At 45.6% G+C, this 22,841-nt stretch carries 19 protein-coding genes; 13 read left to right on the forward strand and 6 right to left on the reverse strand.

Going from position 1 to position 22,841, the window contains the following annotated elements; all coding sequences use genetic code 11:
• Window positions 1-260: 260 nt before the first annotated feature.
• The 7 genes from iolC (at window position 261) to iolE (ending at window position 10,082) form a co-directional block, all read left to right on the forward strand.
• Window positions 261-1,268, forward strand: a complete 1,008-nt coding sequence (iolC, locus tag LZG72_RS21545; RefSeq protein WP_233877007.1) for a 5-dehydro-2-deoxygluconokinase — start codon at window positions 261-263, stop codon at window positions 1,266-1,268.
• Window positions 1,269-1,354: 86 nt separating this feature from the next.
• Window positions 1,355-2,821, forward strand: a complete 1,467-nt coding sequence (locus LZG72_RS21550; RefSeq protein ID WP_233877009.1) for a CoA-acylating methylmalonate-semialdehyde dehydrogenase — start codon at window positions 1,355-1,357, stop codon at window positions 2,819-2,821.
• A gap of 168 nt (window positions 2,822-2,989) precedes the next feature.
• Entirely contained in the window at window positions 2,990-4,018 is a 1,029-nt protein-coding gene (gene iolG, locus LZG72_RS21555; protein ID WP_233877011.1) for an inositol 2-dehydrogenase, read from the forward strand.
• A 270-nt stretch (window positions 4,019-4,288) separates the two neighbouring features.
• Complete coding sequence (locus LZG72_RS21560) at window positions 4,289-5,902, forward strand: sodium/sugar symporter (RefSeq protein ID WP_233877013.1); 1,614 nt, start codon at window positions 4,289-4,291, stop codon at window positions 5,900-5,902.
• Window positions 5,903-6,074: 172 nt separating this feature from the next.
• Entirely contained in the window at window positions 6,075-7,013 is a 939-nt protein-coding gene (locus tag LZG72_RS21565; protein ID WP_233877015.1) for a class II fructose-bisphosphate aldolase, read from the forward strand.
• 8 nt (window positions 7,014-7,021) lie between these two features.
• The gene (iolD, locus tag LZG72_RS21570; protein WP_233877016.1) at window positions 7,022-8,887 is read left to right on the forward strand and encodes a 3D-(3,5/4)-trihydroxycyclohexane-1,2-dione acylhydrolase (decyclizing); all 1,866 of its coding nucleotides are present in this window, start codon (window positions 7,022-7,024) and stop codon (window positions 8,885-8,887) included.
• Window positions 8,888-9,179: 292 nt separating this feature from the next.
• Complete coding sequence (iolE, locus tag LZG72_RS21575) at window positions 9,180-10,082, forward strand: myo-inosose-2 dehydratase (RefSeq protein ID WP_233877018.1); 903 nt, start codon at window positions 9,180-9,182, stop codon at window positions 10,080-10,082.
• Between the two features lie 93 nt (window positions 10,083-10,175).
• Here iolE and LZG72_RS21580 read toward each other — a convergent pair whose 3' ends face one another.
• On the reverse strand, window positions 10,176-10,415 hold the full coding sequence (locus LZG72_RS21580; protein WP_233877020.1) for a DUF433 domain-containing protein: 240 nt from the start codon (window positions 10,413-10,415) through the stop codon (window positions 10,176-10,178).
• 209 nt (window positions 10,416-10,624) lie between these two features.
• Here LZG72_RS21580 and LZG72_RS21585 point away from each other — a divergent pair, with 209 nt between their 5' ends.
• Both LZG72_RS21585 and LZG72_RS21590 read left to right on the forward strand, forming a co-directional pair.
• Window positions 10,625-12,079, forward strand: coding sequence for a S41 family peptidase (locus LZG72_RS21585; protein WP_233877022.1), 1,455 nt, complete (start codon window positions 10,625-10,627; stop codon window positions 12,077-12,079).
• Between the two features lie 187 nt (window positions 12,080-12,266).
• Window positions 12,267-14,258, forward strand: a complete 1,992-nt coding sequence (locus LZG72_RS21590) for a gliding motility-associated C-terminal domain-containing protein (RefSeq protein ID WP_233877024.1) — start codon at window positions 12,267-12,269, stop codon at window positions 14,256-14,258.
• 52 nt (window positions 14,259-14,310) lie between these two features.
• On the opposite strand, the gene LZG72_RS21595 is transcribed toward LZG72_RS21590, so the two are convergent.
• Window positions 14,311-15,297: an acyl-ACP desaturase gene (locus LZG72_RS21595; RefSeq protein ID WP_233877026.1), complete on the reverse strand. Its 987-nt coding sequence runs from the start codon at window positions 15,295-15,297 to the stop codon at window positions 14,311-14,313.
• 142 nt (window positions 15,298-15,439) lie between these two features.
• On the opposite strand from LZG72_RS21595, the gene LZG72_RS21600 reads away from it, so the two are divergent.
• Both LZG72_RS21600 and LZG72_RS21605 read left to right on the forward strand, forming a co-directional pair.
• On the forward strand, window positions 15,440-16,183 hold the full coding sequence (locus LZG72_RS21600) for a 1-acyl-sn-glycerol-3-phosphate acyltransferase (protein WP_233877028.1): 744 nt from the start codon (window positions 15,440-15,442) through the stop codon (window positions 16,181-16,183).
• A gap of 190 nt (window positions 16,184-16,373) precedes the next feature.
• On the forward strand, window positions 16,374-16,769 hold the full coding sequence (locus LZG72_RS21605; protein WP_233877030.1) for a hypothetical protein: 396 nt from the start codon (window positions 16,374-16,376) through the stop codon (window positions 16,767-16,769).
• Window positions 16,770-16,832: 63 nt separating this feature from the next.
• On the opposite strand, the gene LZG72_RS21610 is transcribed toward LZG72_RS21605, so the two are convergent.
• Window positions 16,833-17,288, reverse strand: coding sequence for a GNAT family N-acetyltransferase (locus LZG72_RS21610; RefSeq protein WP_233877032.1), 456 nt, complete (start codon window positions 17,286-17,288; stop codon window positions 16,833-16,835).
• A 56-nt stretch (window positions 17,289-17,344) separates the two neighbouring features.
• The gene (locus LZG72_RS21615) at window positions 17,345-17,713 is read right to left on the reverse strand and encodes a hypothetical protein (RefSeq protein ID WP_233877034.1); all 369 of its coding nucleotides are present in this window, start codon (window positions 17,711-17,713) and stop codon (window positions 17,345-17,347) included.
• Window positions 17,714-17,851: 138 nt separating this feature from the next.
• Here LZG72_RS21615 and LZG72_RS21620 point away from each other — a divergent pair, with 138 nt between their 5' ends.
• A complete protein-coding gene (locus LZG72_RS21620) occupies window positions 17,852-19,222 on the forward strand; it encodes a DUF255 domain-containing protein (protein ID WP_233877036.1) in 1,371 nt (456 codons plus the stop codon).
• Window positions 19,223-19,230: 8 nt separating this feature from the next.
• Here LZG72_RS21620 and LZG72_RS21625 read toward each other — a convergent pair whose 3' ends face one another.
• Window positions 19,231-20,589: an acyl-CoA dehydrogenase family protein gene (locus LZG72_RS21625; protein ID WP_233877038.1), complete on the reverse strand. Its 1,359-nt coding sequence runs from the start codon at window positions 20,587-20,589 to the stop codon at window positions 19,231-19,233.
• A gap of 165 nt (window positions 20,590-20,754) precedes the next feature.
• Here LZG72_RS21625 and LZG72_RS21630 point away from each other — a divergent pair, with 165 nt between their 5' ends.
• Window positions 20,755-20,967 carry a hypothetical protein gene (locus tag LZG72_RS21630; protein ID WP_233877040.1) on the forward strand — a complete coding sequence of 71 codons (213 nt, stop codon included), beginning with the start codon at window positions 20,755-20,757 and terminating at the stop codon, window positions 20,965-20,967.
• A 61-nt stretch (window positions 20,968-21,028) separates the two neighbouring features.
• On the opposite strand, the gene LZG72_RS21635 is transcribed toward LZG72_RS21630, so the two are convergent.
• Window positions 21,029-22,786: a glycoside hydrolase family 9 protein gene (locus LZG72_RS21635; RefSeq protein ID WP_233877042.1), complete on the reverse strand. Its 1,758-nt coding sequence runs from the start codon at window positions 22,784-22,786 to the stop codon at window positions 21,029-21,031.
• Between the last annotated feature and the right edge of the window lie 55 nt (window positions 22,787-22,841).

The following is a 22,841-nucleotide window of genomic DNA, read 5'->3' on the forward strand; positions in this document are numbered from 1 at the left end:
CTTTCAGGTGAAACTTCCCAAAGCTTGGAAACAGCTAAAATACTGGTTTGACCAGAAGTGATCTGGGCTACCTTTTCGCGTTTGAACCACAGCGGTGGCCGCTCGTCGCTGAAAATCCGCTATTGACGGATCTTCAGTTTTGTACTTTTTTTCGAATTTAATTTTAAATCGCCCATGATAGTTTGCTCTCTGAAGGCAACCTATTTCAGGCAATGACAAAGAGCTAACGGCTAATAGCTAACAGCTCAAAGCTAATCCCTATGAAAAAATACGACTTACTTACCCTCGGACGCTCTTCCATTGATTTGTACTCTGCGAATGTCGGTAGCCCGTTTGAGAAGATTGAAGCATTCAATGCATTTGTAGGTGGCTGTCCTTTAAATATCGCTACCGGCAGTCGCAGATTGGGTTTGGAAACGGCGATTTTAACAGGGATTGGGAATGATCAGGTTGGGAATTTTATTAAACATTTTTTGGATCAGGAAGGTATTGTTACGGATTGGGTACCAACCATTGAAGGCACAAGAAGTTCTGCAGTAGTACTCGGCATTGAACCTCCTGACCGTTTTCCTTTGGTTTATTACCGTGAAAACTGCGCGGACATTAACCTGAACATCGATCACGTTTCGGCCATTCCATTTGAAGAATTTAAGGCCGCTGCATTTTCGGGGACCGCATTCAGCAAAGATCCGAGCCGGACGGCCATGTTTTTTGCACTCGAACTGGCGAAGAAAAACAAGGTAACCCGCCTACTCGATATCGATTTCCGCGCTGACCAGTGGTTTGACCCGCGTGCATTTGGCGTGACGATCCGTGCCGCATTAAGCAGCTTCAATATCGTTGTCGGGACGGAGGAAGAGATCTTGGCTACGTTCCTTACCGATAAAGAACAATTACTCATTAAACATCAGCAAATATCCGCACCCGAAATCCGTGGGAATATTGAAAATGCGATTCAGGAAATCCTTGCTTCGGGTGTAGAAACACTGGTTGTGAAAAGAGGAAAAGAAGGTGCGTCGATTTTCCAGCCGGGAAAAGAAGAAGTGAAAGTGCCGGGTTTTCCGGTGGAGGTTTTAAATGTACTCGGCGCTGGCGATGCATTTTGCGCAGGGTTTTCTTATGGTTTATTAAATGAATGGGACTTATATCAATGCGTGCGGATGGGAAATGCGTGCGGGGCGATCATTGTGACACGCGAAGGATGCGCGAATTTCATGCCTACTTATGACGAAGTAATGGCATTTGTAAAAAGCTACGGAGGGTTGTAATTAACTAGACTTGGTAAGTCTAGGCGTCCCCGACTAGGCGTCCCCGTCTTCAAGACTTGCCAAGTCTAAACTATTAAAAAAACGAAATGGAAAAATTACAGAATTATATTAATGGACAGTGGGTCGATAGTCATTCCGGCCATTTTGAGAATGTGTTGAACCCTGCCAATCAGGAGATTTTGGCCTTAGTCCCTTTCGGAAACCATCAGGATGTTGACGATGCAGCTTCTGCGGCCAATGCCGGTTTTCAGGAATGGAGAAGTACGCCGGTTTCGAAACGGGTTCAATATCTGTTTAAACTAAAAACCCTTCTGGAAGATAACCTGGACGACATTGCAAAAACCATTGTACTGGAATCGGGTAAAACGTTCCTGGAAGCAAAGGCCGAAATGGTACGGGCAATCGAAAATGTGGAAAATGCGTGTGGCATGCCTGCATTGATCCAGGGAGAGTTTTCGGAAGATATCGCAAAAGGAATTGACGAGTACATGATCCGGCAGCCGCTGGGCGTTTGTGCCTGCATTGCGCCATTTAACTTTCCGGGGATGATCACCTTCTGGTTTTTGCCTTATGCATTGGCTTGCGGCAACAGTTACATTATCAAACCGTCGGAAAAAGTGCCGTTGACCATGACCAAAATTGTGGGACTCATGGATCAGCTTGATCTTCCGAAAGGAGTTCTAAACCTTGTCCAGGGTGCTCGGGAAGTGGTCGATTCTATCCTTGAACATCCAGTCATTAAAGCGATCAGTTTTGTAGGATCTTCGAATGTAGCGAGGTATGTTTATTCCAAAGGTGCTGCTAATGGAAAGCGTGTACAGGCACAAGGCGGGGCCAAAAACCCCGTAATCGTACTGCCGGATGCAGATATTGACATGACTTCCCAAATCGTCATCGACAGCGTTTACGGCTGCGCAGGCCAGCGTTGCCTGGCCGCCTCGACGATCATCACAGTTGGCGAGCACAAAGACATCACCGAGAGTCTGGTTGAATCGGCAAAAACCCGAAAAACCGGCTTTGGACTCGATAGCGACGTATTAATGGGGCCGGTAATCACCGCAGAAAGTAAAAATCGCGTGCACTCCCTGATCGAAAAAGGCATCAGTGAAGGCGGGCGGGTACTCGTTGACGGAAGAAATACGACGGTTAGCGGATTTGAAAAAGGCAATTTCATCCAGCCAACCATCATTGAAGACATTCCACTGGACGGCGAACTTGCTACTACTGAGATCTTTGGCCCCGTACTCAGTCTCGTACACATCAACACCATCGACGAGGCAATCCGGTTTATCAACTCCGGCAAATATGGAAACATGGCTTGCATATTCACAAGTAGCGGCCTCAACGCCCGCAAGTTCCGCCACGAAGCAGAGGCAGGGAACATCGGTATCAACATCGGCGTAGCTGCACCAGTCGCACAATTCCCATTCTCAGGCTGGAAAGAAAGTTTTTACGGCGATCTGCACGGCCAAGGCAAACACGCCGTAGAATTCTTCACGCAAACAAAAGTGGTGATCGAGCGGTGGTTGAAGGAATGGAACAGGAAGTTTTGAGAAGCTAAAAGCTATTAGCTGTTAGCTGTTAGCTGTTAGCCTTTAGCTTTGTTGTTGTGCAGTTAAAGTATAGATATCTGAATAAATAATTTTAAATAAAGGCTAAAAGCTAATAGCTAACAGCTAATAGCTTTTAGCCAACAGCCAAAAAGCAACATTCAACTAACAATGACAACGAAACTAAAAACCGGCGTGATTGGGCTTGGACGGATTGGTCAGATCCATTTGAGTAACCTGGTACATCACATGCCCGACGCGGAGGTGATTATCGCCTCAGACCTGTCGCCGGCATCACATGCTTTTGCACATAACCTGGGAGTAGCAAATGTTACTACGGACGCCTACGATGTGATTAATCACCCCGAGGTGGAAGCGGTAATCATTTGCTCTCCTACCCCGTTTCACGTTCCCTACACCGTGGCCGCCGCCAATCGGAAGAAACATGTTTTTTGTGAAAAACCGCTCGATGTGACCCTGGAAGCTATTCTGGCTGCCGAAAAAGCAGTGAATGACAATCAGGTGAAATTAATGCTGGGATTTAACAGAAGATTCGATGCGAACTTCAACAATGTCAGGACATTGGTGGAAGCAAACAAAATCGGAGACCCGCATATTCTCCGTATTACAAGCCGCGACCCGGCACCGCCGCCGGTTGAATATCTTAAAATTTCAGGCGGGATCTTCCTGGATATGTCCATTCACGACTTTGATATGGCGCGCTACATTGTTGGTAGTGAGGTAAAAGAGGTTTTCGTAAAAGGAGATGCCCTGATCCATCCGGAGATCAAAGAATTTGGGGATATAGATACAGCCGTGATCGTGCTCACATTCGAAAATGGTGCGATTGGTGTGATCGACAACAGCCGAAAAGCAGTGTACGGGTACGATCAGCGGCTTGAAATTTTTGGATCAAAAGGTATGGCAAAAGCAGAAAACAATACCCCCGATACGCTGATCCATTTTGATGTCAATGGCGGACACAGCTCGCTACCATTGCATTTCTTCTTGGAAAGGTATGAAACGGCTTATCGCGTTTGTCTTAAATCCTTCATTGATTGTGTAAAAAATGATACCCCGTCGCCGGTAGATGCACATGACGGACTAATGGCCACTGCTATAGGCATCGCGGCAATGAAGTCTTTAACGGAAGGAAGAAGCGTAAAAATGGAAGAGATTTTGCAGTATGCGGCGGTTTAGCCATAAACGGCACATTTGTATTGTAGTTAGGATCTGTCATTTTTCGTCATTAGTAGTCATTTATTGTAATTTTCTGTAGAGCCCAGTCAGGACTGTCTTAGAGATCTCACAGCAGATAAGTTAAAAAAGTTTATAAGTTTGAAAATTGAAAGAACATTCCGGAATACGTGACAACATATGACTATAAATGACAATACCTGACTACAAATGACAATAACGAACTACTAAAACCAAACTAGGCCCCACACCCCACCCTAACCCCCCATCCGAATGTCCAATACCGGTTTGCAATCGCTGGATTATGTCGTTTTCTTTATTTACCTGATAGGCGTTTCAGCTTACGGATACTGGATTTACAAAAAGAAAAGTTCGAAAGAAGTAAGCTCTACCGACTACTTTCTGGCCGAGGGTTCGCTCACATTCTGGGCAATCGGAGCTTCCATTATTGCGTCCAACATTTCGGCAGAGCATTTTATCGGCATGTCGGGCTCGGGTTTTGCGATCGGACTTGCGATTTCTTCTTATGAATGGATGGCGGCAGCTTCGCTGATCGTCGTCGCGGTTTTTATCCTCCCGGTGTATCTCAAAAACAAAATTTACACCATGCCCCAGTTTCTGCGGGAAAGGTATAGCCCGACGGTCGCAACGATTATGGCGGTTTTTTGGCTGCTATTATATGTTTTTGTGAACCTGACCTCCATTTTATATCTGGGCGCGTTGGCTTTGGAAGTTACTGCCGGCCTCAATTTCAACTACGGAATTATTGGTCTGGGAATTTTCGCCGTAGTCATCACCATTGGCGGCATGAAGGTGATCGGCTATACCGATGTCGTTCAGGTAATCGTGCTGGTTCTGGGAGGTTTGGCCACTACCTATCTTGCATTAGATCTGGTTTCCCAACATTTCAACAAGCCGGGTATCTTTAATGCATTAAGCCTGCTCAAAAATGAAGCCGACTCGCATTTTCACATGATCTTACCAAAAGAAAATCCATTTTACAAGGATCTTCCCGGTTTGTCAGTAATTATCGGAGCAATGTGGATCAACAATCTGGCTTACTTTGGTTGCAATCAATACATCATTCAGCGCAGTCTGGGAGCCGACCTAAAAACCGCCCGGAAGGGAATTTTGTTTGCCGCATTATTAAAGTTACTGATCCCGATCATTGTGGTCATTCCAGGCATCGCGGCTTATGTTTTGTATCAAAATGGCATGTTCCAGCAAGAAATGCTCGATGGTGCCGGCGTCGTAAAGCCGGATCATGCCTACCCCGTTTTACTAAATTTACTTCCAGCTGGTTTGAAAGGAATGGCATTTGCGGCACTTACAGCGGCAATCGTAGCTTCGCTGGCGGGTAAAGCAAATAGTATATCCACCATTTTTACACTGGATATTTACAAACAATACATTGCCCCGAACGCAAGTGAAAAACAACTTGTGAGAATGGGTCGCTACACGATTTATGTGGCCATGGGAATCGGCGTTTTGATCGCGCCGCAGCTTCGGGCGCTCGATCAGGCCTACCAATTTATCCAGGAATACAGCAGCTTCATTACCCCGGGTGTATTCGCGATTTTCATTCTCGGTATGTTTTGGAAAAGAACCACGTCAGCCGCAGCACTTACCGCCGCATTATTGACAATCCCATTATCCACAGCAGGAAAATTTCTCGCCCCGGAAATCCCATTTCTGGATCGAATGGGCATCATTTTCCTGATCCTTTGCGCCGTAATCGTAGTAATGACCCTAGCTGATCCAAAAAGCAAACACAATCCAAAAGGTCTGGAAATCGAGAGTTCCATGTTCCGCCCAGGCAAAAGTTTCGTCATCGGGTCAATCATGATCTGCGGGGTACTGGCGGCATTGTATACAGTGTTTTGGTAGCTTTTAGCTTTTAGCTTTTAGCTTTTAGCTTTTAGCTTTTAGCTTTTAGCTTTTAGCTTTTAGCTTTTAGGAATATTTCTGTATTGACCAAAAAGGTTCAAGTGATAGTTAGAAAACTTTATAAAAAATAAAATAGCTAATAGCTAAAGGCTAACAGCTAAAAGCCAAAAAAATGCTTCTAACAACCAAAAAACTCTTCCGGCAATGCTACTCCCGCTATGCGATTCCGGCGGTGAATGTTTTTTTTATGGAAGAAATACATGGTCTTTTTGCAGCGGCGCAAGAGGCAAATGCGCCTTTTATTGTACAGACAACACCTTTTGCACGCGATTATGCCAATCCCGACATGCTTTTGTCGATGATCGGTGCGGCTTCGCGGATTTATCCCAAAGTAACCTTTGCCATCCACATGGACCATGGGTATGAAGAACACATTTTTGACGCCATTGAAAAAGGCGGTTATACTTCCGTGATGATTGATGCGTCGCACGAACCATTTGAGAAAAATGTGTCTCGTACGCAGGAAGTCGTGAGGCGGGCGCATGAGAAAAATATTAGCGTGGAAGCTGAACTGGGCGTTTTGGCTGGCGTGGAAGATGATCTTACCGTCGACGCGGCGCATTCGTTTTATACCAATCCGCAACAAGTTGAAGATTTTGTAAAAGCTACGGATTGTGATAGTCTCGCGATCGCGGTCGGTACCAGTCACGGCGCATATAAATTTTCCGGCGGACAGGGCTTGCAATTCCACATTCTGGAAGAAATTCAACAACGGTTGCCTGGATTCCCGCTGGTACTTCACGGCGGTTCCAATGTAATTCCCGAAGTGGTGGAACGGATTAACGCAGCGGGAGGAAAGCTAAAAACTGACGCAAAAGGAGTTCAGGAGGAAGAAATCAAGAAAGCGATCCCACTCGGTATCTGCAAAATCAATATTGCCACCGATACCAGACTACTCTGGACCATGGTTAACCGTGAGTTTTTTCGCAACAAGCCGGATGAATTTGCGCCGACCACACCCGGGAAGATTTTTATGGAAGAATACAAAAATTTTATGCTTAAAAAGTTTGACTTGTTCGGCTGCACAGGCAAAGCATTGGAATTTAATTAAATGAAACTATGACCAGACGACTTACCGTAGCGCAGGCTACCATAACCTATTTGAAAAATCAGTACATCGAACGGGATGGTATTGAAGAACCTTATTTTGGCGGCTGTTTTGGCATATTTGGTCACGGTAATGTGGCTGGCTTGGGCCAGGCTTTGCAGGAAAATCTCGATTTCAGGTATTATCAGAGTCGGAATGAGCAGTCGATGGTACATACGGCCGTTGCTTATGCCAAATTGAAAAACCGGCTGGGCGCATTTGTTTGCACCACTTCCATTGGTCCGGGTGCTACGAATATGATCACCGGAGCTGCATTGGCGACCATTAACCGGTTACCCGTTTTACTATTACCAGGCGACATTTTTGCTACCCGTGAGCCTAATCCGGTTCTGCAGCAACTGGAGAGTTCTTCGACCCAGGACATTTCGGTGAATGATTGTTTTAAACCTGTTTCAAAATACTGGGACCGCATTAATCGCCCCGAGCAGCTGATTTACTCACTCCCCGAAGTCATGCGCGTGCTGACCTCGCAAGCCGAAATGGGCGCAGTAACTTTATCCATGCCTCAGGATGTGCAAACGCACGCCTACGATTTTCCAGAGGAAATGTTTCAAAAGAAAGTCTGGCATGTGGGAAGGCCGAGGCCCGATCTGGATACATTAAAAAAAGCAGCCGAATGGATCAAAAATGCCAAAAATCCGGTAATCGTGGCGGGCGGCGGTGCTATTTACAGTGGTGCTACTGAGGTATTACATGATTTTGCAGCTAAAACTGGCATTCCCGTGGGAGAAACGTTTGCGGGAAAAGGCGCGGTACGTTACGATACACCATATAGCATTGGCGGACTGGGAGCTACCGGTACCAAATATGCCATTGAAATTACCAACGAAGCCGACGTCGTGATCGGCATCGGAACACGTTACAGTGACTTTACGACCGCGTCCAAATCCATTTTCAAAAATCCGGACGTTAAGTTTATTAATATCAATATCAATGAGTTCGACGCTTTCAAACAAGCTGCATTACCTGTGATCGGCGACGCGAAAGCGGTTTTGGAAGAGCTTTCTGCATTACTGGGAAATCACGAAGTGGAGCAGTCTTACCGTCAGCGTGTTGCGGATATGAACAAAGCCTGGGACGATGAGGTAACCCAGATTTATGCCGACGGAAACAGTACGGTCGCCCCCATTGATCAGGCGGTGGTGATCGGGACGCTGAATACATTCATGGAAGATCGTGATGTGATGATCAATGCGTCGGGAAGTGCGCCGGGCGATCTGCACAAATTATGGCGCGCCACCGATCCCAAGAACTTCCATCTGGAATACGGTTACTCCTGCATGGGTTACGAAATCGCCGCCGGGCTGGGCGCAAAAATGGCCGATCCAAGCCGTGAAATCTATGTCATTTGTGGTGATGGGGGTTATTTAATGAACAACCACGAGATCGTAACCGCCATTCAGGAAGGAGTCAAATTCACGATTTTATTGCTGAATAATAACGGATACGCCAGTATCGGCGGACTTTCAGAAAGCATTGGAGGCGAGCGTTTCGGCACCATGTACAAGTATCGTGACGAAACTTCGGGACAACTTGCCGGTAGTTTCCTGCCCGTAGATCTTGCCAAGAATGCGGAAAGTTTGGGCGCGATCGTGATCAAAGCGACCGATGGAAAATCATTGGAAGCTGCATTGGCACAATCCAAAACCAACGATCGCCTGACGGTCATTTACATTGAAACAAGCCTGTACCGCACTGTAAAAGGCTATAATGCCTGGTGGGAGGTTCCGGTTGCCGAAGTTTCGACCTCTCCCGGCGTACAAAAAGCATTTGAAACCTATACCGAGAACAAGAAAACGCAACGGATATTTATTTAGGTGTGAAATGTGAGATGTGAAATGTGAGATGTGAAGGGTGAAATGTAAAAAAGGGAAATGTGAAAAGAAGTGAAATGTAAGATGTGAAATGTAAAGAATGGAAATGTGAAATGTAAAATGTGAAGTGTGAAATGGCATCCCACATCTCACTTCAAGCACATCTCACATCTTACCCTTCACATCTTACCTCTCACCTCTCACCTCTCACCTCTCACCTCTCACATCTCACATCTAACCTCTCACTTCTCACATCTCACATCTCACTTCTCACACCTCACATCTTACAAAAACAATGAATTTCGAAAACATACAACTTGGCATTGCCCCTATCAACTGGACGAATGATGATATGCCGGAACTGGGCGGGGAAAATACGTTTGAGCAATGTATCAGTGAAATGGCGCTGGCTGGATTCACGGGCTGCGAAGTAGGAAACAAATTTCCGCGTGATACGAACGTGCTCAGGAAAGCGTTGGAATTGCGCGGTCTGCAGATTTGCAATCAATGGAACAGTTATGAGTTAACGACAAAAAGTTTTGACGAAAACAGAAAAAACTTTACCGAGTTGCTTGATTTCCTGGAAACCATGGGCGCCAAAGTGATAGGTGGCGGTGAGACAGGAAATAGTTGTCAGGGGCAAATGGACGTTCCCGTCTTTGAGGGAAAAGGAATGCTGAATACAAAAGATGAATGGAACAGTTTCACATTCGGGCTGAATGAGCTTGGGAAAATTGCACGTGACCAGGGAATGAAACTGGCATTTCACCATCATATGGGGACTTGCGTACAGACAATCGAGGAAACGGACCGGCTTTTGAATGAGACTGATCCCGAAAACGTTTTCCTGAATTATGATTGCGGACATTTTCATTTCGCCGGCGAAAATCCCGTGACCGCATTGAACAAATACATCGGACGTACTGCGCACATTCACCTGAAAGATGTGCGCCCGAATATGCTGCAACGCGTTCATGACGAAAGATTGAGTTTTTTGACAGCTGTAAAAAATGGCGTTTTCACCGTTCCGGGCGACTCCGAAGGCTGCATTGATTTCCCATCGCTTTTCGAAATCATAAAAAACAGTGACTACAACGGCTGGATCGTCCTCGAAGCAGAACAAGATCCCGCAAAAGCCAATCCACTCGAATACGCTATCATCGCCAGGAACTTCTTCCGGGGATTGACGGGGATTTGATCAGATTCTTTCTTCCCATTCCAACCCATTTCCCTGACCGTGCATACTTCATGATCAGGGAAATCCTCTTTAAGCCTTTTTGGTAAATTTTCGTCATGCAAAAGCTTCATAGAGCTGCTTGATATTTTTGGATGATAGCAACTTACTCGCAGCTTCAAGTAATGCTATTGCCTGCTCTTTCGAAACAGTTGGAAAGTCATCCAAAAACTCGTCAATAGATACCCCAGCTTCGAGGTGATCAAACAGAGACTCGATCGGGACGCGAGTTCCGCTAAATACGGGTTGACCATTTAATATTTCCTGGTCAATTGTAATTATCTGATTGATCAACATATCTTTTAGACGCTTTGTATCTAAATAAGTAACGCAAAATTTAAACACATTTTGTTTTCCCACCCTGTTTGGCGTTTACTCAGATATTTTTCTGCGTCCGCCACAATCCACCGCCGACATACGTATTAACAATATAATTCGTTAAACAACATTCTAACTAAAAAACGCTATGACGCATCAGTTTACCTGTATTTTATAAACTGACTAATATGTTACATTTCAAAAAGTTACACTTCGTTTTTGTACTAATTCTTGCGGCGTGTGTTACGGGGTGCAAGGAGAAGGACGTCGCTCCGGATGTTGATACTACACTTGATTCTACGACTGCTTCTGATTACAAGGCCGTAAATGCCTGGTTATACGAGATTATGAATGACGGGTATTTCTGGTACAAGGAAATGCCGGAAGAAACAAGTCTTGACGCAACAAGTGACCCATATGATTATTTCGAAAAGCTGGTTTATCAACGCCAGACGGTTGACCGTTTCTCGGCTGTCACAGATGACATTGACGCATTAGAAAATGAGTTTAATGGCATCAGCAAAATTTTTGGGATCAGTTATTCGCTTTCTTTCATTGATAACGGTAATTCCAACATCGGCATCTTCCTGAACTATGTTGTAAAAGGTAGCCCGGCGGATAAAGCTGGTTTGAAACGGGGTGATTTTCTGCTCAAAGTAAACGGTACTCAGCTCACATCCGCCAATTATCAATCCCTGCTCGGAGGTAGCGAAACCACAACTTTTACATTAGGTACACTCAATGGCGGCGCAATCGCTGCGGCAAGCCAAACCGTCTCCATCACAAAAGCGGAAGTTTCCGAAGACCCGGTCGCATTTTCAACAGTGATCTCCAAACCGGCATACGGGAAGACGATCGGCTACCTCGTTTATACCCAATTCGTGCCCGGAACGAGCGCCGACGATGAAAAGTACGACAATGAGCTCCGTCAGATATTTGCTGATTTCAAAAGCAAAGGTGTGAATGAACTTGTGCTGGATTTGCGGTTTAACTCGGGTGGGTACATTAGCTCGGCGGAAACGCTGGCTTCGCTGATTGGCAGGAATATTTCTTCTTCCAAGATTTTTTATACCGAACAATGGAACGACAAATACATTGCTTACTGGCAGAAAAACCAGGGAGCAAATGCATTGAATTATAACTTCCAGACCGAGGCAAACAACATCGGCAACAACCTGAACCGGGTTTTTGTATTAACCTCAAATTCAACGGCTTCGGCAAGTGAACTGGTCATTAACGGTTTGGAGCCTTATATGGAAGTGATCACCATCGGAGAAAATACAGCAGGTAAAAATCTGTTCGGATCGCTGATCGACGATGACGAAAACCGCTGGAAATGGGGTGCCTATGTGATGTTGGGACAAACAGCCAATGCCAATGGCGAGTCGGATTACGGGACGGTGAAGGGCATGACGCCGGACTATATTGTGGAAGATACGAATGTTCCCTACAAGCCTTTTGCCGATGAGAACGAAACATTGTTCCGAAAAGCATTGGATGTAATGGGAATTCCTGCACCTACCTCAATGCGAACTGCGGCAACAAAAACAGTTGATCCGTTCAAAAAATCACTTCGGGATGATCTTAAAACCCGCAAGAACCTGATGATCAGAACAGGCTCCCTGATGCGCGTTAATCCGTAAATTCTCACATTGGGTAAAAAACCATGCTCCGCACTGCCGCCATATAGTACGTTACTATCTGGCGGCAGTGCACTTTTATTTGGATAGCTAAAATCAAAAAAATTCAGATCCTGCATCTATTTCATTGTAATTGACGTAATTTTATTTCCGTTTTTGCTCACGTTTTTGGAATGATTGTGGCTGGTCTATGAGATTTAAAGTTTTCCTTACCATTGTTTTTCTTCCCTCCTTTTTGATTGCCGCGTTTGGTCAGACAGTCAAGCATACCTATCGTTTTTATGATGACCTGGCCGTAGCCCAGCCCGAATGCGGAAACCCTTTGAGTCAGGCGAAAGCATTGGGAGTTTGCGAGGCGGGTGACATTCCAGGCAAATTCGTTCAGGACATGCTTCCATGCGGCGTCCAAAGAACGGTTTATCAGAATAGTCTGAATTATGGACTTATGTACCCAAATACAGAAGGTGCGATCACGGAAACTTACACCATTCAGATGTACATCAAAATTGCCGACTGGGGAAAAACCTGGGCGAGAATTATTGATTTTTCAAACGGCGGCTCCGACCAGGGGATTTATTTTAAAGACAAAAACGGCTCAACAGACCGCTGCATTGATTTTTACCCATATGGAATCGCAGGGGCATGCCCATTTTTCAATAAATCAACTTATTATCTGCTGACATTCACGCGAAACGGACAAACCGGGATCATGGATGTGTACGTCGGCAACACATTATTTGCTTCGTACAATGACGCTGATGGAAGGTACGTCGGAAAAGCTGGCGTACCCATTTATATTTTCAGGGACGACTCATCTGTTTCCTGCGAATCGGGTGTCGCCAACTTTGCCTATTTGGGATTTAATAACAAGTATTTCAATCAGGCGGAGGTCGATAGTACATCCCGGGACATCTGTTACACGGCCAGCATCAATTCCTATGCAGAGTTTTCCATCTCCCCAAATCCAAGCTGCGGATTTCCAAAAGATATCACCATTACCTATACGGGCATTATCCCTGCACCTGGTACAGGCTATACTTTCGAGTGGGAATGGGATGGCGCAACGGTGATTTCAGGTTCCGGCATGGGGCCATACGTGGTAAGCTGGAATAGCGGCGGCAGTAAAAATGTGGGATTAAAAGTTACAAATCTGAAATGCGGAAACTCGCTCTTTAATCGGAAACAAGCTGTGATCAGCAGTCTGGATCTGACAACTTCCCTGATATCAGGCACTTGTGATACGGGCACGGATGGTACGCTCACCGTGACGGGCTCTCTCGGAATTCCACCTTATCAGTATTCCATTGATTCCGTCAACTATCAGACAGAAAACGTTTTCAAAATCTCCCCCGCTACTTACAGGGTTTTCGTAAAGGATGGCAACAATTGCACGACTGCGAAAACGGTTAACGTCCAGTTCAACAGCGACATTACCGTCCAAACTGTGGCCGACACGACCATTTGCACGGAAGAATCCATTACACTCTCTACAACCAGCAATGCGCAATCGTTTTCCTGGCAACCCCAGACTGGCCTGAGCGACGCAAACGCTCAAAACCCGATTGCAGCTCCCCCGACATCCATGCAATATGTGGTCACAGCTTCGCGAGGATTTTGTTCCCAAACCGATACAGTTAAAGTTATTGTCGCACCAAAAGTACAGGTGAACGTCACACCAGACGCTGTGATCGAATACAATGTACCTTTTCAACTCGCCGTTACTTCGCCGCAAATCCAAAGTGGATCTGATGCATTTTTCTTGTGGTCACCGTCCATTGGATTAAATAATCCAAACAGTCCTACGCCAATCGCCGTTTTGCAGGATAACCAGTCTTATACCGTCGAGGTAACATCGGAGCTGGGTTGCAAAGGTACCGGGCAGGTGAACCTGGCTATAAAAAGGCAGGAAAGTATCAACATCCCAACCGCATTTACTCCAAATGGCGATGGGCAAAATGAAGTACTTGTTCCTTTAATCCATGGCATTGAGTCGATCACGTATTTTAAGATCTACAACCGATGGGGCGAGCTTGTTTTTTACACCAATCAGCTTAATCAAGGTTGGGATGGGTATTTTAAAGGCGGATTACCCGTGATGGGGACGTATGTCTGGGAAGTGGAAGGTACCTCGGTGAAAGGAAAGGTAATCCACAAAAAAGGCTCGGTAATGCTTTTTAAGTAAAAAACGTCCTCTTTTTGAGAGAACGTTTTCATTATTTTTTATCAAAAAAAACCTAACTGATCCAGCTGAATTCGTAATTCAGATCGGGTATTTTCGTACGATCTGCAATTCTTCTCAGCCTGGAAGGCAGCGCCATCAGATAATCGCGCGCTTTTTCCGCCTTTTCATTCACATCGCGAATGGAGCCTATTTCCCATTCCACTAACAAAGAGTCTAAAATTTCGATGTAATCGTTGGTAGTATAAACACCCAGGCGTTGGGCTGCATCCGAAAAATGTGAGAATGTATCCCCCATTTTCACACCCGATTCACGCATAAAATGCGCAGGCATCACAATTTTTTTACGCATCATATCTTCCAATGCCAGAAGTAATTGTGACGCGTCAACTTCAAGTATGCGGCTCACGAATGTTTTATATGCTTTTGCATGACGCATTTCGTCGGAAGCGATCACGCCGCATATTTTCGATAAATGCGGGTTCCCGAATTTTTTAGCCAGCGTGGCAGTCCGTCTGTGAGAAACATTGGTTGCCAGCTCCTGAAAAGAGGTGTAAATAAAGTTGCGGTAAGGATCTCGGTCTGTGCCGATATCGAAACCATCGGCGATGAGATACTGTGTCGAAACTTCCATCGCACGCATGTTCACGCGACCCGACAGATATAAATACTTGTTGAGAAGGTCGCCGTGACGGTTTTCTTCGGCTGTCCAGGCACGTACCCATTTCACCCAACCGGATTCCGGCTCACCTACCTGATTGACCCCGATCACATCCATTAACCACGATTCATACGTCGGCAATGCTTCCTCGGTAATGGTGTCACCGATCAAAACGGCGATGTAATCGTAAGGCAGGTCGCGGCAACTTTCTTGCAATAATTTGACTTCACTCGCAAAATTATCATCTCTCGGATCCGGCAAAAAATCAGACGGTTGCCAATTTTCATCTATTGGTTTTAAGTATTCGGCCATCAGCCCACCCAGATCTTTTCCGATGTGCTGCATCACTTCTAGCCGTTCTGCAGAGAGTGCGGTATCCATTTTTACTTCGTTTTAAACTCAAAAATCTATTTTACAAAGAAAGCCAATTATATGTAAGTTTTAGCTGATAATTGTCATTTTGAATCTCATAAATAAGAATAAAACAAATCAGTTTTACACTATTTTTGCAGAAAAAACAGGGATGAAAAAAATACTCGATTACGTTTTAAGTACCCTCTACCTGATCCATTTCGGACTTACACTTCTCTTCTTTCATCTTGCCCAGGTCATTGCATATAATGTGTTTGGTAAAAATGCGCACCGCAAGGTGGTCGACTATCTCAATTTCTCACTGACCTACGGATTGTACCTCACCGGAGCTGAAATTACACTCAGAAAGCAATTCCAAATCCCCCATAACCGGCCGATCATTTTCGTCGCGAACCACCAGAGTACATTCGATATTTCACCGGTATACTGGTTCCTGCGAAAGTACCGTCCCCGTTTCGTTTCCAAAGTCGAGCTTAAAAAAGGCGTTCCAAGCATTTCATATAATTTACGTAAAAGCGGCGCTGCGATCATCGACCGGAAAGACGGTAAGCAGGCGATCGCCGAAATCGCGAGACTGGGTAAGCTGATCCAGGATGAAAAATCCTCAGCTCTTATTTTCCCGGAAGGCACGCGTACGGCGAGCGGCATTATGAAGCCATTTGTCACCGGCGGAGTGGCTACGTTATTAAAACGCGCACCCGACGCGCTTATCGTTCCGGTTGCAATCGATGGTACCGGGGCATTTAATCCCAAAGGCATTTTCCCATTGAAATCGTTCGCCAAACTCACCTGGACAATTCTCCCGGGCATTGAACCGGCGGGCAGGAAAGTAGAGGAAGTTCTGGCGGAAGCCCAGGAAGAGATTAGAAAAACGCTTCCGGTTTACACTTTATAATTTCCCCCAAAAGCTTTTTTTGATAGCTTATCAGCTGATTAAAAGGCAGATAGAAACCCGCGTTTTTATCTGCCTTTTTTGTTTTTACCTCCTTAACAATCCTTAACAATCGCCAATTAAACCTGGCTCAGAAAACACCCTCTAATCCATGAATTTCAACAAAAACTTAACTTTTAAACATTTAGTAGTCATGAAAAAGATATTGTTCGCCGCCGTGGTAGTTGCAGTAGGATTTACATCAGCATCCGCTCAGTACGGTCCACGTCACGATGACCGTGACCGCTACGAAAACCGTGACGACTACCGTCGCGGACCGATGACCGACATCAACAGGATGCAAAGGGAGGCCCGCCAGCAAATTGCGACCGGTGTGCAGCGCGGGACACTCACTTCCCGGGAAGCGAATGCATTAATGGCTCAATATGAACGAATTGAGGATCGCGAAAGAAAATTCAGCCACCGCGGACGTGTTTCTCCCCGTGAAGCGAGAATCCTTCGGGAAGACCTGCAAAGATTAATGGCGGATACCCGCAGAATGAGCGACCGCCGGGGCGACCACTGGGCACGCGATCGCAGAAGGTTTTAAATGGCAGTTGAAGGTTTAGGGTAATTTTTTGGAAATCTCCGGGTCGATGATCCGGAGGTTTTTTTATTTTTCGTCCCTAAAATACCTCACAAGCTTCACGTGCGATTTCTCAAATCCTTCACGCTGATAAAACCGGTGCGCATGCTCGCGGATATTTCGCGAAGTAACCTCCATTTGAATCGCGCCCGCGCTCTTTGCAAAATCCACAACACGCGCAATCAATGCTTTTCCAATTTTCAATGAACGAAATTCCGGCTCCACATACATTTCCTGGATTTCGGAGACGAGCGCCGCGTGATGTAGCAGAGGTTGAATGTGGCAGCTGACCATCCCCACCGGCTTGCCGGAAAGCTCGCCAAGGAAGTAGCGGATATTCGGGTTTTCTATGTTTTTATCAAATACAAAATCAAAACCTTCGCGGTTAAGCAACAAATCTTCTAATCCGCAGATCATTCTGTAAGCGGTATCACGGTCGGCAATGGTAACTTCCCGTATTGTAACCTGGGGCTGGTCCGTCATGTAGTTTAATGGAAGAAACGTTACTATCCTGAATTTTAAATCAAGCTAAAATAACGTTATTTCTGCGGCCAGAGAACGACTCTCCTTCCTTTTTCTCCCCAAATATCTTCCTGGTATTGTTTGCTTTCCTCCTGACTGAGAACGCTCATATCGAATCGGGTACCATCGCAATGATACGAAATACATCCAATGCAGGACATGATACTGACATAATAATTGATCAGCGTCTCTCCTTTTACGGTAACCGCGACAATTGTGGTATAGGAAGGATCTTTTGTTTTTGCCTCATCCACGAGAGCTTTCAGCCAGTTCAAATTATTAACGGGATCTTTTACGCCGCAGAGTTCAAGAGACGAGCCGGGGCTTTTATCCTTGCAGGAAAGCATTAATGCGAGAAGCAAAATGAGAGGTAGCGATTTTTTCATAGTAGTATGGATCAGGAACGTATCAGCCAGAATGACACCGGTTTTATTCCGAAAGTTGGAAGTAAAATTTATTAATAAAATCGAAACATATGGTTACAAAAATTCATCTATTTTTGAAGCAATCGACGATACCTGGCTATGAAAACATTATTATCAATCTGCCTTTGCATTTTTTCACTCTGCAGTTTTGCTCAAATCACTTTTGTGGATAGTAAAACGAGCTGGACGGAGCTTTCAAAAAAAGCAAAAGAGGAAAACAAAATCGTCTTTATACACCTCGAAAACAGCAAATGCGATCAATGCAATGAGGTTGCTACACAAGGTTTTAGCAGCCCGATCCTGAAAGAAAAATTCGATAAACACTTTGTTTCGGTCCGTTGCAATGTAGACACGGAAAATGGCGCAGACCTCCAAAAGCGGTTCGAGGTCAACAGTTCTCTCATTTCTTTGTTTATCGATCCGTCGGGTAATATCCTGGCCCGTTACAATGGATCGACCAGTTATTCGAAGCTCTACCTGGATCAGGCCGGGCTCGCATTAAGTCGCGTCGGTTCCAAACATGTAAATGAGTACATAAAAGAGTACAAAGCCGGGGAAAAATCAGCTGCGTTCCTGAAAGAATATCTTGGAAAACTGCGCGAATCACAGCTTTCTCTGGATAATGTGCTGGATGAATACGTGGATGGGCTACCGGACGATTCTTTAAATAACTTCAACACCATTCGATTTATCTACCAGCAAGGCCCATCGCTGGACAGCAAAGCATACAAACGCATTCGCTCGCTCACCAAACCTAGACTCATAGACAGTATGTATCAGTCCGTTCCGTTGGCGGAAGCGATTTCGATCAACAACGGCATTATCAATGCATCCATGAGAAATGCTGTCATGAAACGAAATGAATCACTGGCGCAGGCGGTCTCAGGTTTCACAATGGGTACCTACGGAGCAGATCGCGCAAAAGGCGTCGTCGAATCGGTAAAGATGATGCTCAATTACTATTATGCGGTGAGGGATACGACGAAATACCTGGCCACGGCCTCGGAATTCATTGAAAGAAATTACATGAATGTTTCGATCGATTTTCTCAAAAAGATAGACAGTCTCGAAGTTGTGAAGATGATGCCGAAAGATCCCATTCCCAAAAATGGCGTTACCGTACGCAGCTTCGGGGTACAGTCACCTTCCCAGTTCTACCACATTGAACTGAACAACCGCGCGTGGCATTTTTATGAAATGGCTGCCACTAAAACGGATCTAGAGAAAGCATTAAGCTGGTCGAAATTAGCCATCGATTGGAGCTCTAAGCTAGTTCGGAACGTGAATGACAGTAAAATTAACGGCAACCCGCGCTATAAGGATACATACGCTCATCTTCTGTACAAGCTGGACCGCCGCGACGAGGCTATCGAATGGCAGACAAAAGCAGTGGAAGAAGAAAAAGCCATGGGCCGAACGTCCGGATCTCTGGAAACCACACTTATTAAAATGAAGGCGGGAACGCTGTAAAAAACGATTTAGACAAATGCGCTTTCACCGGTAATCGCCCGGCCTACGATCAGCGAATTGATTTCCTTTGTTCCCTCGTACGAGTAAATGGCCTCGGCGTCGGCAACAAACCGGGCAATGTCGTATTCCAGTAAAATCCCATTTCCTCCAAAAAGCTCCCGCGCGTGATCCACAATGGAGCGCATTCTCAGTGTACAAAAAACCTTGGCTAATGAGGCATGTTCGTCGGTGAGTACGCCGCTATCCTGCAATTGCGACAACCTGTAAACCATCGTTTGCATGGCAGTAAGGTCGCCCAACATCGTTACCAGTAAATCCTGCACAAGCTGAAAACCGGCGATCGGTCTGCCAAACTGCTTTCTTTCCATGGTGTATTTCAAAGCGAGTTCATAAGCCCCCCGCCCACAGCCAACTGCCTGCCATGCAACCCCGGCGCGGGTCATGCGCAGCACATTGGCTGTATCTTTAAATGAATTGGCGTTCTGCAACCTGTCCGATTCTGGTACTATGCAATCTGTGAGTGTGATCAATGCGTTTTGAACGGTTCGCAAAGCCATTTTGTCCTGCATTTTCTCAGCCTTAAAACCCGGATTTCCTTTTTTCACAATAAATCCTTTTACCTGATTATCAGACAGATCCCTCGCCCAGATAATAGTTATATCCGAGAAAGTCGCATTCCCGATCCATTTCTTCTGTCCATTGATCACCCATTCATCCCCGATACGTTTGCAGGTCGTCGTAAGTCCACCGGCGGCACCCGATCCAACTTCCGGCTCCGTGAGACCAAACGCGCCGATGATTTTCATTTTTTGCATAATCGGTAGCCAGTATTGCTTTTGCTCCTCGGAGCCGCACATGTAAATCGACCCCATTGCAAGTCCGCTGTGAACACCGAAAAACGTTGAAACCGATGAATCGATCCGGGCCATTTCCATTGCTATAAACCCTTCCAGCAAGGCGGAGCGGCCAGCGCAGCCGTATCCTTTATAAGTAAGTCCGCAAATATCCAGCCTGGCCATAAGCGGGATAATATGCATCGGAAATTGTGCATTGTTCCAATAGTGATTGGCGATCGGTTTAATTTCCGTCTCCATGAATTCCCGCACCTTCATCTGGATCAGCTTATCTTCCGGAGATAATGTCCCTGTCAATTCGTAAAAGTCCCCATTTACCATCGGGGGTGCCTTTTTCTTTCCGGAACCTGCCTCCATAAACTTTAACATCTTCCCAAGATCTTCCTCGCTCATTTTGGAGACAACACCCATCATTTTGTTCAAATCCACCTTTTTTGAGAGCCTGGCTACTGCATTGATATCGATGGTTTTCAGTAAGGTCCTGATTTGAGTGAAAGATTCAAAAATGCTCATGATGATGGTTGCTATGTTATTTCTGATGAAAGATTAACCAAACAAAGGCAGGAAAATGGAAAATCTATCCCGTTTACACACATTCAAATGCATGTAAAAGTGTGGAAATTGAACGTGATTTCCCTCAGGAACGAGAATTGTTCACTCTTTAAAAACACCATATATATGAACACAAGCAAACAAAATCAGACGGAAAATATCGAGGGAAACACCCCGTCTCCTTCCGGACCGAAAGACAAAACCAGACACCAGGATGATAGTGAAAAACCGTCGAAGGTGGTAAAAAGAGAGGCGATCGAGGAATCTGAGGAAGAAAATATGACCGGTAAAAAAGGCTATAACGAAACGCCGCCGACCGTTCCGGTGAAAGGGAAGTAAATAAGACTTGCCAGGTTTTGGGAGATTAGACTTACCAGGTTTTGAAACCTGGTAAGTCTCTCTACCGCAACAAATTTTCAATCGCCGCAGCCAGATAGACCATAGGGGCGTTCCAGTTGATGGCTATTTCGTTGGAAGCGTACGAGCAATCGTCGTCAGTGAACGACTCGTCGGCGAATTTGCTGGTGTATGTAGTGCATTTATCCTGTTGCCCGGGATTAGGTCCGCCAGATAAAAGGCCGGGAATGGGATCGGCAATTTCATCAGCGATCGAAAGCCTATGGTGCGGATGCATCACTCTTTTTGACCCAAAACCTGTTAAAAAACAGAATCCAGTTGCATTTCTTCCAAGCAGATAATCCAGGTTTCCAAGTGCCGCCTGCATGTAAGCCTGATTCTTTTTGATGCTATATGCATAAATGAGCGCAATTCCCTGGTTAGCTGCCACCGAGCTGCTGCCCCAGGCATAATCCTTCGCGTTTTTACCCATTACGGTATGATAAGGCTGTTTTGGCAGGTCGACAAGCAGGTCATCCGCGAATTTTACCACGCTTGCTTTTAGCGGATCCGCGATATTACTCGCTAATTTTAACTCGTCACTAAACCGGATCAATGTATAATAGCCCAACGCCCTCACCTGGCTCCAAGTTGGTAGCGGCATCGGCTTATCAGTTTCCAGCGCAATTCCGTTCAAATAATCCGCTTTTCTTGTCAATGCATACATTTCAGCAGCAGCCCAAACCCATTCATCGGCAGCACTTCTATCGCCATATGCGCCCGTTACAATGTCCGGGTCAAACTTTTTATTCAATTCGTCCTGGTTATAAAAGATCGTTGGATTCTTCTTCGCCCACTCCCAACCCTTTACCGCCGCCGTTACGCATGAGTCGGCCAGACCAGGGAATTTGTTTTCAAAACCCTTCAAAATCCGGCCCGCCTGTGCGGTAACTGCGACAAAATCCAGGGTTGCGATCGTATTTTTCTGCACGACATAACGCGGGTTCTTGGCAGCATCGGGCATGATCATTCCGTCAAACCTGGGATTTGTCAGCTTGTGATAAACACCACCGTCACTCGGATCCTGCATCGTGAGCATCCAGCGTAAGTTATAGATTACCTCATCCAAAAGGTCGGGAACACCATTGTTACTTTCCGGAATGTCGACATTGAAATCCTCAAAATATGCTGGAAAATCTTCATACAAAGAAAGCAGCGTACCCATCGTAATTCCGGAATTTACGATGTACTTGTTGTAATCACCGGCGTCGTACCAGCCTTTTGGCGAATTAATTACCGCATTCTCGGCACGACCTTCGGATACGGCAGAAGCGTGAATGAGCACTTTATTGTCAGGATGTCCCGCTGGCCTGGCCCATTTACCTGCAAATTTTTCGGGAATGTCAATGGAAACGCGTTGATAGTAAAATCCCTTCAATGCCGCTCCTGCTACCTCGCGGTGCACCTTTTCCTTTATTTCAAAAGGATAGGATTTGCCAAGTCCGGGAACCTCCACCACATACTTACCTGGTTTCGTGATTTTTGTAAAATCCGCTAGCCGGCTTATTTTTCCGGAATGCTGGCTCGTTCTCGGCTCACTGAGCTGTCCTTTCAGAACACTTTTACCAGAGCCTACGGCCTTTATTTCAAATGCCAAATGTTTTTCCCCGACGACGACAGCTAATTTTTGAGCTTTCGGGTAAAAACCGATTTGATTAAGACGAATATCGGTAGAGACATTTTGGCCAAAAGAATTTGTCGCAAAAGCTGCAATCAGGATATGAAGTGGAATTGCTAAAAAGGATCTGAAAATTGACTTCATGCACATGGAAAAGTGGATGCTGGATTAGCGTTTAACTGAAAATAAGTCGGCTTTG

The organism is Dyadobacter sp. CY323, from assembly GCF_021390245.1.
In the GTDB taxonomy this organism is placed as follows: Bacteria; Bacteroidota; Bacteroidia; order Cytophagales; family Spirosomataceae; genus Dyadobacter.